Origin of the sequence: Jiangella rhizosphaerae (assembly GCF_003579925.1) — a bacterium.
Taxonomy (GTDB): domain Bacteria; phylum Actinomycetota; class Actinomycetes; order Jiangellales; family Jiangellaceae; genus Jiangella; species Jiangella rhizosphaerae.
In genome coordinates, this window is record NZ_QUAL01000423.1 from 1 (window position 1) to 15,062 (window position 15,062).

General features: G+C 69.6%; 11 protein-coding genes. 8 read left to right on the forward strand and 3 right to left on the reverse strand.

Translation table 11 applies throughout. The features are described from left to right. Positions 1–91: 91 nt before the first annotated feature. The 6 genes from DY240_RS28735 to DY240_RS28760 all read left to right on the forward strand — a co-directional run bounded on the left by DY240_RS28735 (position 92) and on the right by DY240_RS28760 (position 9,824). The gene (locus tag DY240_RS28735) at positions 92–2,263 is read left to right on the forward strand and encodes an ATP-binding protein (RefSeq protein ID WP_147375565.1); all 2,172 of its coding nucleotides are present in this window, start codon (positions 92–94) and stop codon (positions 2,261–2,263) included. Positions 2,264–2,267: 4 nt separating this feature from the next. After that, positions 2,268–4,442, forward strand: a complete 2,175-nt coding sequence (locus DY240_RS28740; protein ID WP_147375566.1) for a hypothetical protein — start codon at positions 2,268–2,270, stop codon at positions 4,440–4,442. A 4-nt stretch (positions 4,443–4,446) separates the two neighbouring features. Beyond that, positions 4,447–5,973: a M23 family metallopeptidase gene (locus DY240_RS28745; RefSeq protein WP_147375567.1), complete on the forward strand. Its 1,527-nt coding sequence runs from the start codon at positions 4,447–4,449 to the stop codon at positions 5,971–5,973. 27 nt (positions 5,974–6,000) lie between these two features. Further along, positions 6,001–6,636: a hypothetical protein gene (locus DY240_RS28750; RefSeq protein ID WP_119663081.1), complete on the forward strand. Its 636-nt coding sequence runs from the start codon at positions 6,001–6,003 to the stop codon at positions 6,634–6,636. A 623-nt stretch (positions 6,637–7,259) separates the two neighbouring features. Further along, complete coding sequence (locus DY240_RS28755) at positions 7,260–9,479, forward strand: FtsK/SpoIIIE domain-containing protein (RefSeq protein WP_233552915.1); 2,220 nt, start codon at positions 7,260–7,262, stop codon at positions 9,477–9,479. A 42-nt stretch (positions 9,480–9,521) separates the two neighbouring features. Next, positions 9,522–9,824: a hypothetical protein gene (locus tag DY240_RS28760; RefSeq protein ID WP_119663083.1), complete on the forward strand. Its 303-nt coding sequence runs from the start codon at positions 9,522–9,524 to the stop codon at positions 9,822–9,824. 110 nt (positions 9,825–9,934) lie between these two features. Here DY240_RS28760 and DY240_RS28765 read toward each other — a convergent pair whose 3' ends face one another. Continuing rightward, a complete protein-coding gene (locus tag DY240_RS28765; RefSeq protein ID WP_119663084.1) occupies positions 9,935–10,672 on the reverse strand; it encodes a hypothetical protein in 738 nt (245 codons plus the stop codon). A 319-nt stretch (positions 10,673–10,991) separates the two neighbouring features. Between DY240_RS28765 and DY240_RS28770 the strand changes: the two genes are divergently transcribed. Next, on the forward strand, positions 10,992–11,291 hold the full coding sequence (locus tag DY240_RS28770) for a helix-turn-helix domain-containing protein (protein ID WP_119663085.1): 300 nt from the start codon (positions 10,992–10,994) through the stop codon (positions 11,289–11,291). 167 nt (positions 11,292–11,458) lie between these two features. Here DY240_RS28770 and DY240_RS28775 read toward each other — a convergent pair whose 3' ends face one another. Both DY240_RS28775 and DY240_RS32595 read right to left on the reverse strand, forming a co-directional pair. Further along, on the reverse strand, positions 11,459–11,836 hold the full coding sequence (locus DY240_RS28775; RefSeq protein WP_119663086.1) for a DUF4326 domain-containing protein: 378 nt from the start codon (positions 11,834–11,836) through the stop codon (positions 11,459–11,461). Continuing rightward, positions 11,833–13,044: a hypothetical protein gene (locus DY240_RS32595; protein WP_158603044.1), complete on the reverse strand. Its 1,212-nt coding sequence runs from the start codon at positions 13,042–13,044 to the stop codon at positions 11,833–11,835. Before DY240_RS32595 ends, DY240_RS28775 begins: the two co-directional genes overlap by 4 nt. 387 nt (positions 13,045–13,431) lie before the next feature. On the opposite strand from DY240_RS32595, the gene DY240_RS32600 reads away from it, so the two are divergent. Further along, positions 13,432–14,958 (forward strand): hypothetical protein, encoded by a 1,527-nt coding sequence (locus DY240_RS32600; protein ID WP_158603045.1) that lies wholly within the window; start codon positions 13,432–13,434, stop codon positions 14,956–14,958. Positions 14,959–15,062: the final 104 nt, after the last annotated feature.

The window sequence follows — 15,062 nt, forward strand, 5'->3', positions numbered from 1 at the left end:
CACTCTGGACGAGCTCGCGCTGGGGGAGCGGGTGTTCTTCCTGTCCGTGCCGCTGCGTCCGCGCGGGCGCGGACAGCTGGCCCGCGAGTCGATGCAGGCGGCGTGGACGGATCTGGCTGACCGGCTGGCCATGCCGCGGCGTGCCCCGTCGGCGGGCATGCGCCAGGAGGCGGGCAAGCGGGCGCGCGCGATCGAGCAGGCGATCCCGGCGGCGTTCCGGCCGCGGCCTGTGACGCCGGCGCAGATGGCGTGGCTGCACGGGCATGCCCAGCAGCGTGGCCTCTACATCGACGCGCATCCCGACCCGGCCGGCGCGGCTGCGTTGGGGGAGCAGCTGCTGGTGCGCAGCGCCGCTTCGCTGCCGTCGGCGATCCTGGACGAGGGCGGACAGTCAGACGTGGTGGACCGCTCCGTGCGGGGTTGGAGCCCGCTGGCTCGGCGGTTCGTCAAGGTCACCGGGCAGGACGCGCCGGAGCGGCCGTCGTACCAGGTCCTGCTGGCGCTGGCGGATGTGCCAGCTGACGGCATGGTGTTCCCGGGATCGGAGTTCCTGGGCAACGTCGACGACGCCGGCGTCGACGCCGACTTCGCGATGCGGCTCAACGTGCGGTCCTCGGAGGAGGTCGCGGCGAAGAACCGCCGCGCGGTCGCCGGTCTGAATGATCAGTTCGCGCAGCGTGAGGGCGAGCTGAGCACCGGTCCGCACATGCTGGACCAGGCCGCGGCTGACCTCACCGAGTACCAGGCGCAGCTGGAGCGGGACAAGGACGAGGTCGAGGTCGAGACCACGGTGGTGTTCGCGGTCGCGGACACCAGTGCGGAGGCCGCGCAGGAACGCGCCGCGTTGTTGGCCGGCTACTACGCCGGCGCCGGATACAAGCTGGTCCAGCCGCTGGGCGGGCAGGAGGCGCTGTGGTGGGCGATGGTGCCCGGGACCCCGGTGAGCCGCGTGGTCCGGGAGTTCGCTCAGATCACGACCTCGAACGCGCTGTCGGTGGCGGTGCCGGTGGTGTCGACCGCGCTGGGCGATGAGAGCGGCCCGGTCCTGGCGCTGAACATCTCCACCGGGCAGACCGGTGTCGTGCACCACGACCCGGCAGGTGCGGCCACGAAGTTGGATGTGTCGGGGTCGCTGGCAATCGCCGGCGAGCTCGGCGCGGGCAAGTCGGTTGCGTTGAAGAAGATCGCCAGCGACGCGGCGGACCGCGGCGGCCGGTTCATCGCCGTGGATCGGACCGAGTCCGGCGAGTGGGTCACGATGGCGCGCGCGATCGCTGACGCCACCGTCGTCGATGTCGTCGACCCGCGGCTGAGCCTGGACCCGCTGCGGGTGTTCGGGGCGCAGGCGGGTGGGCGGATCGCGCAGTCGTTCCTCACCCCGCTGCTGAACGTGTCGCCCACCAGCGACCGCGGCGTGTTGCTGTCCGACGTGCTGGATCCGGCGTACCTGGCTGCGCAGGAGATCCGTGGGCTTGGTGATCTGGTGCGGCACCTGATGGACGGGTGCCAGCTGGCTGGAGCGGTGGACCTGGGTCGGTTGATGAACGTGTTCGCGCGCAAGGACTTCGGCCGGGTCATTTTCGACGGCGCGCTGCCGCCGCTGCCGCTCGCGGCGCGGGCGATCGTGTTCTGGACTCGGACGCTGGAGCTGCCCGATCGTGACGAGCTGCAGCACGCGCACCTGTTCGAGCAGATGAAGCTGGAGAAGGTGTTCGGCCGTGCCGTGTACGCGCTGATGGCGGCCGTGAGCCGACAGATTTGCTTCTCCGACCGGACCGAGTTGGCGGTGTTCGTGGTCGACGAGGCTCACCACATGACCAGCTCGCCGGAGGGCGAGCGTGAGCTCACGGCATTCGTCCGGGACGGACGCAAGCACCAGGCCGCTGTCGCGTTGGGCAGCCATGACCCGGAGGCCGACTTCGGTGACGCGACGCTGCGTGGGCTGATCCCGACCCGGATCCTGATGCGGCACCGCGACCACACGCTGGCTCGGCGCGGCCTGGCGTGGCTGGACCTGGACCCGGCCGACGAGACGCTGGTGGAGTTGATCACCCAGCACACCTCGCCCGTCGACGCCGCGTTGAACGCGGTACCGGCCGAACGGCGCGGTGAGGCGTTGATGCGTGACCCGCTGGGGCGGGTTGGGCGGATCAAGGTGCTGCTGCCGGCCCGGCCGGAGCGCCGCCAGGCGATCGGGACGACCCCGCCGGCCGCCGTTGCCGGTGGCTCGCGTGGGTCGTCGACGCAGGCGGGAGGCGCGTGACGCCATGCAGGGCGACGTCGGGACCGCGATCTGGGTTCGTCGCGCGCAGCGCGCCGGGCTGTCGGTGCTGGGTGCTGCCGCGGTGCTGGTCGGGGGTGCTGGATTAGCAGCCGCCGCCGACGAGCCTGGCGGCGGAGGTGGTCTCGGCGGCGGGTTGTCGTGGATCGACTTGGAGGACGAGCACGGGCTGAGCATCTGGCAGTACGACCTCAATCTGCATCGCGGCTCGGTCACGAGTCCGGGCAAGTTCGTGTGGTCCACGTTCATCGAAAGCCCGTGGAAAGTGTTCCAGGCGTTCGTTGCGATCTCGGCGTGGCTGCTGCGGTTCGCGCTGGAGTTCGGGTGGTTGCGGGTGATCGCCGCGCCGTTCACGTCTTTGGCCGACGCGGTGAACGGTGTCATGGCTGAGATCGGGGTCGGGTGGGTGCTGCTGACGGTGACGGCGTTCGTCTGCATGCTGTGGATGGCGCGCGGCATGTGGGCGCTGGGCGTCTCGGAACTGCTGATCAGCCTGGTCGTGGCGTCCGTGGCCGCCGGTGCGCTGGCCAGTCCGATGGACCGGTTGATCGGTGACGATGGGGCGCTGTACCAGGCCCGGGATGTTGGGCTGGAGGTCGCGCTCGACATCGCCGACGAAGAAGGCGCGGGCGGCGAGGGGACGCCGGTGCCGGCGCATATGTCGTCGTTGCTCGTCGGGACCTTCGTGCGGTTGCCGCACCAGATCATCAACTACCAGACGGTCTTTGACGGCACCGACTGTGAGGAGGTCTACAACGAGGCCGTCGCGATGCAGCCGTTGCCGCAGGAGGCGCGGGAGCCGCGCGAGCACATCCGCTCGTGCGACGAGGACGCCTACCGGGCCGCGGACAACCCCGGCGCCGGGCAGCTGCGCGATGTGATCATCTTGTTCGCGACCGGGTTGCTGATTCTGTTGCTGGTCGTCGCGATCGCGCTCTCGGTGATCCTGGCGGCGCTGCTGGCTCTCTACCAGGGACTCAAGGCGATCGTGAGCCTGGTCGTCGGTGTTCTGCCGGGGCGGTCTCGAGGGTTCTTGTGGCGCAACCTCGCCGATCTGGTGATGGCGCTGGGGCTGGTGGCGTTCGCGTCGATCTTCGCTGCGGCGTTCATGGTCGGCCTGCAGGCGGTTTTCGCGGCCACGGAGGAGCACGGCTGGCACGTCATGATGACGTTGTTCCTGGTGAACCTGCTGCTCATCGTCGGTGTGATTTCGGTCTGGCGGTACCACAAGGCGGCGCGGCGGATGGGGGAGCGGCTGGCCGAGGCGATGGCCGGGATGCGGCCGGGGAAGGCGACCGTGTTGCCGGACCGCTCCACTGCGGTGCGTGACGTGGTCAAGATCGGCGCGACTGTCTTCGGTTGGCGCAAGCTGCGCCAGCTCACCGCTCAGCAGCAGCGTCAGCTGCCTCGGCGTGAGGACGCCTTCCCGCTGTCGTGGCCGCGCGACGGTCAGGCGCCCGGCGGGCCCGGCGGGGGTGGGACGGTGACGGTGGAGCGTGTCCCCACCGGCCCCGGCGGCCCTGGATCCGGCCCGCTGCCGTTGGGTCAACCAAGCGGGCGGAAAGGGCTGCCGGCCGGGACCCCAGCTCCGTCGCGGCCCGAGCTTGGCCCGGGAAGCGGAGCCCCGGGTGGGATCCCGATGCCCGCCGCCAGCGGCGGCGGGGCTGCGGCGGTGGCGGGTGTGGCGGCCAGGGCCGCGCTGGGGGCGGCCACCAGTGGCGCGTCCACCGTCGTGCTGGGCGGCGCTCGAGCGGCCGGGAAGGCCGTCGGCGCGGCCCGCGACCTGGGGAGGGTCCTGTCGATCGCCGGGCAGACGCGGCGGGCGCAGTTGCTGCAGCGCATGACCCGGGCCGCCGGCGGGACCGTGCCCGTGCCGTCGACCCTGCCGATCAGTGCGCGCCCGGTCCCGGTGCCGGCCGCGCCGGTCGGCGGGACGACGGCGCCTGCGCGGTCTCCGGCGACACCGGTACGTCGCCCCACTCCCGTGGTCCGTGGGACTGAGCCGGTCGTGCGGCCGCGCGCCACCACGGTTGTCTCCCGCCCGCTCGGGAACGCTGCGGCGACCGTGGCGCCAGTGCGGCGCCGGGTCGAACGGGTGGTCCGCCCCGATGGGTCGGTGCTGTTCGTGCCCGTTGGCCATTCACCGGCAGCGGGGGAGTGAGCTGGTGGGACGGGTCGGTAAGGGCACGATCGGGGTGTTCGTGCTGGCGATCGTCGCGGCTGTGGTGGGTGCTGCAGCGGCGGTGATGACGTTCATGTCGCTGGGCAGCGAGGGCTCGGAGTACTCCGTGTGCGACTCCGACGGTCTGCTGCTGCAGCCCCAGAGCGGCGCAGCTGCGGCGGGGTCGCCGGCCGCGGCGGCCGACGGGCCGCCCGGGACGGAGTACGAGACCCTCAACGGCGAGCAGCTGCAGAACGCCAAGACCATCATCGACGTCGGCCTGGACGCCGGGGTGAGCGAGTTCGGGCTGGTCGTTGCGATCGCGACGGCGATGCAGGAGTCGAAGCTGATCAACGTCGACTACGGGGACCGTGACTCGCTCGGCCTGTTCCAGCAGCGGCCCTCGACCGGGTGGGGGACCCCGGAGCAGGTGCAGGACCCGGTGTTCGCCTCGCGTGCCTTCTTTGGCGGGCCGGGGTCGCCGCACTGGCTGGCGCCGACGAACCGGGCCGAACCGCCCGGGCTGCTGGACATCGTGGGGTGGGAGTCCATGACGGTGGCCGAGGCCGCCCAGGCCGTCCAGCGCTCGGCGTTCCCCGACGCGTACGCCCAGTGGGAGCAGATGGCGCGGATCACCGTGGCCGGCATCACCGGCGGCGACATCGACGACATCGTGCTGTGTGGCCCGGGGGAGGCCATGACCTGCCCGGCGACGAATCTCGACGCAGAGGCCGGCCTCACCCCTGACGCGCTGCGGGTGCTGCGGTGCCTGGCCCAGGAGTACGCCTATCCCGACATCGCCGGGTTCGCCGGCGTGGGGGATCGCCCGGCTAACCCCGACAGCGACCACCCCGCCGGCCGCGCGGTCGACGTGCTGTTCATCCAAGGCGGCGCTATGACCTTGCCCAAGGGCAACGAGATCGCGCAATGGGTGGTCGACCACGCCGCGGCGCTGGGCGTGAAGTACGTGATCTGGTACGAGCGGATCTGGTCCGCGGAGCGGTCCGACGAGGGCTGGCGGCCCTACGAGCACCCGTCCGGAGCCGACGACGACACATCGGCCCATCGCGACCACATCCACGTCAGCGTGTACGGCAACTCCGCGGGCACCGGCGTCGGGTCGTGGGTGAACCCGGTCCAGGGAACGTACACGATCACGGCCCGGTTCGGGTCCTGCGGCGACCTGTGGCAGGCCTGCCACACCGGGATCGACTTGGCCTCTCCCGCGGCTCGGCCGATCGTGGCCGCGTCGGCTGGCGTCGTGACGACGATCGCCGACCTTGGAGGCACCAGCTACGGCCGCTACATCACCCTCACCCACCCTGACGGCACGGAGACCTGGTACGCGCACCTCGAGGCGTACGCGCCGTCCCTCGGTGTCGACGACCACGTGGCCGCCGGGCAGCTGCTCGGATACATGGGCGCCACCGGCAACGTGACCGGCCGCCACCTGCACTTCGAGGTCCGCCCAGACGGCGGCGCCCCGACTGACCCCGCGCCGTGGATGGCCGACCGCGGCGTCGAGCTCTGAACCCTGCCAAGAGTCCTGGAGGTAGCGATGGACGACACCGAGAACAGCCAGAACGAGGCCGAGACGCCCCCGGGCCGGCGGGCGCGGCGATGGCTACAGGTGGGGGGTGCCGCGGTGGGCGGCTTCGTTCTCGGCCTGCTGGTCGCCGCCGGCGGAAGCAACGGCGGCCAGCAGGGTCCCGGTGAGGGTGGGCAAGCGGGCGCCGGGGAGGGCGTCACCGCTGGTGACCAGCCGTGGGCAAGTGGCGGCGAGCCGGACACGACGGAGGACGCCGGCTCGTCCGGGCCTGTCGATGGGCACGAGCACGGTGACGGGCACGAGCACGGTGATGGGCACGAGCACGGTCTGGCGCCGGACGGGTGGCGCGAGGCCGCTGAGGGATTCGGTCAAACCTTCACCCAGACCAGCTTGGGCCAAGACGCCTGGTACACCGCGGTGTCGTCCTGGATGACGCCGGCCCAAGCCGAGCAGTATGCGCAGGTCCCGGTCGAGCACATCCCGACCGGTGAGCTCGTCGACGTCGAGGTGGCCGACCCGGGCGGGGCACTGTTTACCGCCGGCCGGCTCACCTATGACACCGGGCTGGTTCTCGAGGTCGGCCTGACCTACGACGCCGTCAGCACCGGATGGCTGATCGCCACCGTGGCGCCAGCGGACAACTAGTAGAGAGGAGCGTCGCCATGGACGCACAGAAGTGGATCGACCCGAAGGCCTCGTATGGGAAGCGAGTCCTGCCGCCAGACGGCCCGGCCTGGATCGGTGACCCGAAGGGCCCAGGCTTCCCAGTGACACGGGTGGAGACCGCGGCAGGCCAGTAGTGCTGGGCAAGCGGCGGAGGATCGAGGACGACCGGTCAAGAACCACTCCGTGAACCCCGCCCGGTCGTGCTCATCCTATCGACGCGGTCAAGCAACTTCGTGTCGGCAAACTCGCCGCAGATGTCACACAGCCTCTCAGTGAGACACCACCTATCAGTGGACGACCCCCAATCAGTGCACCCACGGGTGCCAATCAAGGGAGACGATCACAGATGGCCATTCACCTTGGGCCTCCACCCGATCAGGCGGCCTCGCCGGGGTCGCCTCGCACCTTGGTCGACGTCGTCGACCGATCCGCAGTCAGCTGGGACCAGATCGATCCGACCGCGTGGCCGCGCACCAGTCAGGGCGCCGCCGGCACGGTCGAGCGGCTGGTGCATGCGTGGGCAGTGACGCCTCGTGGTGGTCCTCGCTGCGGCCCCGCTGAGGGAGACCTGCGCCCGGCCGCGGATTGAGGCAGCCGTGGCCATGAAGTCGCGCCCAGCGGGCGGCACCCGCACGGCCGCCGCCGGGGGAAGCGAGACTTTGGTCGGTGGCGGCCTGCCGCCGACGCCGCTGTCGGGATTGGTGGCGCGGCTCGTCATGAGCCTCGCGCTCGCGGTCATGATCGGCATGGCCACGCCGATGCTTGAGCTCGCGCGTCCTGCCGTGGCCGCGGCTGTCGCCGTGCTCGTGGCGATCGCTGCGGCGTGCAGCTTCGTCGTGCAGTTGCGCGCTCGTGCGCGACAGCAGGAGTGTGACCGCGCGATCGAGGCGCTCGCGCGGCACCTGCGGCTGCCGCAGCTGACCCGCCGCGCGTGCCGCGCTTCGCGCTGGCGCGACGGCTGGGTCGGCGTCCCGGACCGGGTTGTGTGGCAGTACGGGCCGGGCGCGCCGAACACCGACAGCGAATGGCTGACCGAGCTCGTCGATGTGACCGGGCGCAGGTTCGGCGGCCGGTACGAGGTGGCGCAGCAGAAGCCGCGCCAGCGCCGGGTGTACCTGGTCCGTGACCTATCGCCGGCGTCTGCGTCCGCCGGAGACAGGCGTGTGAAGGCGTTCTCGCGGCAGATCTTCGGGGCCGGATCGAAGGTTGCCGTCGAGCTGGACGACGACGGCGAGATCGCAGCCTTCGAGGTACGCGACATCGACGCAGTCAAGTTCTCCGACCGGATCACCCAGTCGCGGGCAGAGCGTAAGGTCTCGAACCTGATGCCCGATCGGTTCCGGGCCAAGTTCGACGTCGTCCGAGCGCAGGTCCGGTTCGAGCGGCGGCCTACCTTCCCTGAATCGGTGTGGATCCCGGTGGTGGATATCGACACCAGCCTGGACGTGCTGCAGTCCTACGACCAGGTGGAGATTCAGTATGCCGTTGACGAGGACCGCAACATCCTGGCCTGGTCGCCGGCGATCCAGCCGAACCTGATGCTGATCGGCACACCGGGCACCGGGAAGACCGTGACTGCGCACACCCTGCTCGTGCAGGCCAGCCGGTACGGGTGGCCGATCTGGGTCGTCGATGGCAAGTCGATCGAGTTCCTCGGCTTCCAGGACTGGCCGAACGTACAGATCGTGGCGACCACCACGGCGGAACAGGTTGCAGTGATCGAGCGCGCACACGCACTCATGGAGTACCGATACCAGCTGATCACCAAGGGCACAGTCACCGAGAACAACTTCGAGCCGCTGCTGCTGTTTCTCGACGAGTGGGCAGACTTCCGCGCCAACCTGCTGGACTGGTATGCCGACGTCAAACCAGGTGGCCGCGGTTCGTCCAAGCCGCGTGCGCTGAGTATGGCCGCGTCGATCGCCCGGAAGGGCCGCAGCTCGCGAGTGCACCTGGTGTTCGGCACTCAGCGCCCTGACGCGGAGTACTTCACCGGGGACATGCGCGACAACTTCCCGCTGAAGATCTCGATGGGCCGGCTCACCCCGCAGGCGGCGATGATGGCATGGGAGTCGCCGGTCATCGGAACCACCATCCCGCGTAAACGCCGAGGCCGCGCGACAACGGTGGACCACGAAGGGATGCCGATCGAGGCCCAGTGCTACCGCACACCGGATCCGCGCAAGGTCGCTGACGAGAGCTTCGAGGCCGAGCTGCTCGACAAGCTCCGCCCGGCCGAAGTGAAACATCCCAGGCTGCTGATCGTCCCCCCAGAGCTGGACCCCGCCAATGCTGATCGCGACGACGACTTCGTCTACGCCGACTACGCCTCCGCCAGCTGGGTGCTGGCCTCGTCGCGGCCGGATCTCGACCCAGTGGCGCAGCGACGCTGCGACCCGGTCGATGGCCGCACGCTGTCCTCACCGCTGACGATGCTCGGCCTTGGCGGCGATGCTGGGGAGAGCAGGGAGGGGACCGACGCCACACCGTCGACGCCGCCATCTGCCGGCGCCTCTTCGATGCCCTCAGCACCCAGGGCCGGCGCTGACGACGTCGACGATGCGCCGTTCACGACCGTGGACGACGGCTACGACGACGCCGACGAGGTTCACGTCGGCGAGGTCAAGATCGGCGACCTGGTGCTCGTCGACGACGCGCTGGAGCACTGGGCGGTCGTCGTCGATGTTGGCGACGATCTCATCGAGCCCGATTGCGTCGCCATCAGCTGGCGCGACGACCACGACGGCGACGGCGAACTCACCGTCAGCACCGATGACATCGTCATCGTCCGCAAGCCGTCGAAGGAACCCCTGGACGCCTGATCTTCCGGGGCCACACCCGTCGAGCACGAGAAGGGAACTGCCATGCAGAAACCCGACATCAACTGGGGCAGCGCCGAGCTGTCGGACAAAGACCAGTTCACGCTCCTGATGCTGGCCCCGCTGGCCGCCGGCGCGATCCTGCCGGTGCTGACCGGCACGATCGACGGCCTCGGGCCATGGCTCGTCGAGCACCACGTGATCGCCGCCGACGGAGTCCTGGTGCCGCTACCCGGAGCCGACGGCGCCGGCCTCGACCTGGCGAGGACCGCGATCGGCGCCCTGGTGCTGGTCGTCCTGACCTGCCTCGCCGTGATCGCGCGGCAGCATCGGGCCCAAGACCAGTAGCCGTCGTCGGCCCGTACGTAAGATGATCAATGGGCGGGCCCCAGATCGCTGGGGCCCGCCCACCATTCGCTTCTCACAGTTCGCGGCCGGTGGTCGGTGCCGAGCAGCCCTTACGAGCCGTCGTTGAGCGTGAAGAGCTTGGAGCAGCGCAGGCACACGATGCCTGCCTCCTCCAGCACGGAGCGGGCGATCCGGAAGCTGCGGCCGCAGTCGCACGAGGCCTTGAGCGACCGGCCCTTGGTTGTCTGGGGGTTGCGGGGTCGGCGAGGCCCGTGAGCGCCGTCCCCGCCGTCGCCCTGGCCAGACTCACCAAAGACGCCGGGCACCTTGATGGCCAGCGCGATGGCCGCTTCCAGCTCGTCGATCTCGTCGGAGTAGTCGGCCCGAGTCTCCTCGGTGATCTCCACCGCGGAGAACCCGATCGTGGCGTGCGGGCCGGGGTGCGGGTACTCCAGGCCCAGCTCATTGGCGATCTCGACGAACTTGCGGTTGTGGTAGCGGTTCTGCCGGGAGGTGTCCTTGACGCCGCGCACCGCGGCGATGGCGTGGGTGGCCTCGTGGAGCATCGTCTGCACGATCTTGACCGGGCCGACGTCGAAAGTCTCGCCGGACACCTTGAGCTCGTGCGTGCGGGTAACCTCCGCGCCCTCGATGACGTCCTCGTCGGTGCGGCGGATGATCCATCGGTTCTCTCCGAAGTGGCCCCAGACGAGGGAGTTCGGGGTCGAGCCGGTGCCGGTGACGATGACGACGTCGGGCACCTCGGGGTGCCGGCTCTGGATGGCGCTCCACACGTTCTCAAGGGCCGCGACGACCTGGCTGCCGGTCTGCGTGTTGGTGGCGGTCATCGGGCCCTCCCTGGGATGGGTGCGTCTTGCTGATATACCCATCAAACACCATCTGACGTTTAAACGTCAAGTGCAGTTTGAACGTCAGATGAGGCAGCCTCGGAGGATGACGGGGTCGGCGCCCTCTTCGGTCGCCATCTGCCAGGTCTCGGCCTCGCAGTCGCTCGTTTCGGCGGCTCCATCGGATGACCTTGTGGTGAAGGGCCCATCCTCTGCCTCCTCGCAACTGTCTTGAGCAGGCGCAATGTGACGTTTAAACATCACGCGCGGTTCAAAGCGTCACGCGGGGTTTGAACGTCATCAGCGGTATGATCGTCAGATGCCGACCGAGAGAACGAAGCTCAGTACCCAGCAAGCGGCTGAGATCATCGGCGTCAGCGTCAGCACGGTCCAGCGATTGGCGAAGTCTGGCGAGCTGCCTCCCGCCGGCCGACTCCCCGCGGCGCGCGGGGTCTTCGAGTTCAACCGCGAGGACGTCGAACGAGTTGCGGTGAAGCGCCGCGGGCCCCTCGGCCTGATCCGCGCCATGGCGCTGGAGGACGCCGCCGACGAGTGGGATGGAGACCCCGACGTCGCCTCCTGGTTGCGCGACCGCGCCAAGGCCGAGGCCACCAGATAGCTACGGCGAAGGACTCCATGACGAAGGAGAGCCCCCGCCCAGGGCCGGGCGGGGGCTTGATGAGGTCCGACGCAGTGCCACCTGCCGCCGACGCTCACCCCACGCAGAAAGCGTAGAGGTCTACTCCGACGACTGAGCTCGTTCGACACGCCGGCGCCGGCGCGGACTCAGCTGTTCGCGACCTCGAGCACAACATCGACGTGACGGGGCAGGTCCAGGGAGCACGAGCATCCGACGTCGCGGCCGGTGAGCAACTGGCGGATCTCCTCGACGGTGATCGGCAGACCGCCGCTCATCAGGTCGGCCCGGAAGCGCTCCACGGCCGCGGTGTGGGCGGTGAACTGACCGCCGAACACACCGACCAGCTCACCGGTGCGCCCGTGCCGAACTTCCCAGCAGCCTGTCGCCGGCGTGACTCGCCACGGGTTGGAGAAACGCGACGGTCGGGTCGCCACGAAGGAGCCGGGGGGCTTCCTCCAGCCGCGGATGCGGCGGCTCCGGAATCGCCGCGGATGCGGCTCGTGACCAGGTTGGTTCGAACTCATAGCTGCGTGGAGATCGTAGCCGTCAGTGCGTCGGCGACGAGTGGGTAGGCGACGTCGTGGTGGGGGATGGAAAGCGTGCCGGTCGGCTGGTAGGTGAACGTAGCGTCGGTGATGTCGTCGTCGACGAGGAACACCGCGACGCTGTTCTCGCCGTCTGTGGTGTTCGTGAGTACCTGGTCGTCGACGGTCAGAGTCCAGGTCGCTGCCGGGTCGATGTCGGCGCGCCACAAGCCATTGGAGCCAGCAGGATCGTCGACGATCGGGACGACCAGCCAAGCCTGGCCGGCCGGCGCCCAGCCCTGTCGGGCGTCGAACGGGCTCAGATAGGCCTCTCGGATCGCGCCGCCGTAGGTGTAGGTGGCGCCGCCGTGGGTCAGGTCGGACATCGACCTGCCGATCTCGGTCTCCAGCTGTTCCTCAGTGCGCACCACGTGCGTGGTCTGCGGCCACGTGGTGGACACGCTAATCCGTCCGTCGCGGGCGTAGGCGACCTGGGAGACGTCGGAGACCACCTGGCCCGTGCGAAGGTCCAGCGTCTGCGTCTGGCCAGCGGTGGTGGCGCTGAGCGCGATGTCGGCCGTCGATGTTGAGGTCGAGGCCAGCAGGATCTGCTGTTCAGGAACTACGTCGCACGGCACCTCATCACATGCGACGGTGACGGTGCCATCCTCTTGGTCGCTGGTGATCGGCATGAGCCTGCCGTTCACGTCGAGGGTGAGCTCTGTCGACGCATCCAGCGGTTCCTCGAGTCCGTCGACGTCGGGTGCGATGCCGTCGGTTGGGTCGATCGACACCATCCACGCGGTGAGCTCCTGCCCGTCAGCTGGACGGTAGTAGCGCATCGGCTGCTCGGTGGCAGATGCCGCGTCATCGACGGTCAGCTCCACGGCTCGGGCGGGGAGAACGGTCGGGTGCGCGATCGCCTCGACAGTGATTGTCGCCGCCGGCGTGACCAGCACTGGGCGGTCCGCCAGTTGCTCGAACGGCGTGTCGAGGTCGAGCAGGGTGGGGCTGTCGAGAACCGCGACGTCGCGCATCGGTGCCTGCGGGGGCTGCGGTTCGGCGTCAGCACCCTCTGTGGCCTGTGTCGGTGCAACGGTCGACGCGTCGTCGTCGCCGGCGCCACAGGCCGGCGCCAGCACCAAGGTCACGGTCAGGGTAAGCGTCGCGGCGCTGAGGCGCCGAGCGGCAGGCAGGTGCATGGTCATGGAGGGGCTCCTCTGGATCGTCCAACCATGTCGGTCACCCTGATGTGGTGTTCCAGCCGGACGGTCTGTGACTGCCGACCCCAGATTCCTTTCGCCGGGCCGACGTCGCGTCGCTCGCTGTCCTGGTCGTCAGCGATGTGTCGTTGGGATGGAGGTGCCGCTGCGCAGCCGGTCAACGATCCGCCGCCGGGCTGCGGCGCGAATCGGGGTCGTGTGTGGCGAGGGTGGGTGCAGCACCGGTGCAGCACCGGTGCAGCACCGGTGCATTGACAAGAGGCCGGCCCCGGCTCCTGGGCCTGCCGATTTTGGCGTGTCTCGCTGCCCGGCGGCCGCGTGGTGATCCGGTATCGTGGCCCGGGTCATGGGTGCGGCAACCGACCGTCACCCATGGTTTCTATCCAGCCCCACGGTGCTCGTGCCATCTGGATCGACGGGGTCACCCAACGGATGTTTGTGCTCGTGCAGTTCCCGATCGTGGACGGCCGGGTCTTCGCGCGCGAACCCGGTATCGTCGGTCGGCCGGACTGGGGCACGCCCACGGTGCCGCGGCTGCTGGCGCATCGCGAGTTCGTGCGCGGCTTCGGCCGCGTCGCCTTCGACCGTGCCGAGAAGAACCCGGCCTGGATCGATGAGGCCCTGTACGTTCATGCGCGCCACGCGTTGCAGTTCCCGACGCTGCAGGTGCGCCACTTCACCGGTCGAGCCGGCGGGCGCTGGATGGTGAGCTGCCGATTCCGGCGGCTGCTCAGCGATGGGGGAGCCGCGGTACGGCTAGAGGTCGGCTTTGCGGTGGAGGAGGACCTGCGTCGCGGACAGGTGCCGGCCGACGAGGTGATTGGCGGGCTGCTGGGGCTTCCGGCAGTCGTGCCGGGAGGATGGCCGGGCTCGGCCGCGAAGGATCTGGTCTTGCTCGGCCCCTACCTCGCCCGTCGGTATGCGGCCTCGACGACGCGGCATGGCCGCGACGTGTCCGGGGCTCTGGTCGCTGCGGGAGACCCGGTTGTGTTTGCCGATCTCGGCATGGGGAGCCAGAGCATTCCGAGCGGTGCGGTCGACGTCGGGAACGCACTGCACATGCGCGATTCGCTCGAACTTGCCAGGACGTCCACTCGACACGGTCACGTCACGACCTGGTACCTGCGTGCGGGGGCTCCCCGCTCCAGAGTGGATCGTCGCAACGTTCGGACGGCGATCCTGCGCCAGCACGTCCAGGAGGAGACGCTCGATCGCGTTTTGCGCTGGGTGGCCACCGGCGCACTGGAGTATGTGCCGCAGTCACCAGAAGGGGACCGGCTCGAGGATTACATCAACACCGCGACCAAGGTCATCAACCGCGAGAGCTACCTCGGTGTCAACGGTGCGGAGCTGCGGGCCGCGCTCGACACTGTCGCGTCGGCCCAGCGGCGGGTTGTCGACGTGCGTCGCCGTGCGAGGCTCGACGGCATGCGCAGGCAGGTCAGGATGAAGGCCGAACGATTCCTCGCCGAGCGCGACGCCAGGCGGCCCGCGGTCAACGTCTCAGGGAGAGTGGTGCACGTGGGCGACCAGAATTTCAGCGGGCAGTTCTACGGGCCGGTGGCCGGCACCGTGTATGCGCAGCGGATGGAGAACAGCTTCAATGCCTTCGCCGCCGGCCGGCCCGATGACGAGCTGCAGGCCCGGGTGGCGGAGCTGCACGAGCAGGTCGCCGTTCTCGTCGCGCGGCTGACGGAGGTCGCGCCCGACGAGGCCGCCGAGGTGGCCGGCACGCTGGCGACGTTCACCGACGAGCTGGCCAAGGAGAAGCCGAACCGCACGACGCTCAAGGCGCTCGGACGGGCCATCGTCGACGTCGCCAAGAAGGTCGCCGACGTGACCACGCCAGTGGCGACAGCTGTGTCGGCCGTGCTGAAGGTGTTCGGCGTCGCGGCGTGAGCCCGTCCTGGCAGGTCTACGTGAGTTCGCCGTACCCGCGCAGGTACTGCTGCGCGGCCTTGACCTCGCGGTGGCGGTCACCGATCCGCCCCGTGGCGCGAATC

What these genes read in the sequence shown, in the direction of transcription:
- DY240_RS32600 (WP_158603045.1), top strand. Translation starts at nt 13,432, where the DNA reads ATGGTTTCTATCCAGCCCCACGGTGCTCGTGCCATCTGGATCGACGGG.
- DY240_RS28735 (WP_147375565.1), top strand. Translation starts at nt 92, where the DNA reads ATGCAGGCGGCGTGGACGGATCTGGCTGACCGGCTGGCCATGCCGCGG.
- DY240_RS28765 (WP_119663084.1), bottom strand. Translation starts at nt 10,672, where the DNA reads ATGACCGCCACCAACACGCAGACCGGCAGCCAGGTCGTCGCGGCCCTT.
- DY240_RS28775 (WP_119663086.1), bottom strand. Translation starts at nt 11,836, where the DNA reads ATGAGTTCGAACCAACCTGGTCACGAGCCGCATCCGCGGCGATTCCGG.
- DY240_RS28755 (WP_233552915.1), top strand. Translation starts at nt 7,260, where the DNA reads ATGAAGTCGCGCCCAGCGGGCGGCACCCGCACGGCCGCCGCCGGGGGA.
- DY240_RS28760 (WP_119663083.1), top strand. Translation starts at nt 9,522, where the DNA reads ATGCAGAAACCCGACATCAACTGGGGCAGCGCCGAGCTGTCGGACAAA.
- DY240_RS28740 (WP_147375566.1), top strand. Translation starts at nt 2,268, where the DNA reads ATGCAGGGCGACGTCGGGACCGCGATCTGGGTTCGTCGCGCGCAGCGC.
- DY240_RS32595 (WP_158603044.1), bottom strand. Translation starts at nt 13,044, where the DNA reads ATGACCATGCACCTGCCTGCCGCTCGGCGCCTCAGCGCCGCGACGCTT.
- DY240_RS28750 (WP_119663081.1), top strand. Translation starts at nt 6,001, where the DNA reads ATGGACGACACCGAGAACAGCCAGAACGAGGCCGAGACGCCCCCGGGC.
- DY240_RS28770 (WP_119663085.1), top strand. Translation starts at nt 10,992, where the DNA reads ATGCCGACCGAGAGAACGAAGCTCAGTACCCAGCAAGCGGCTGAGATC.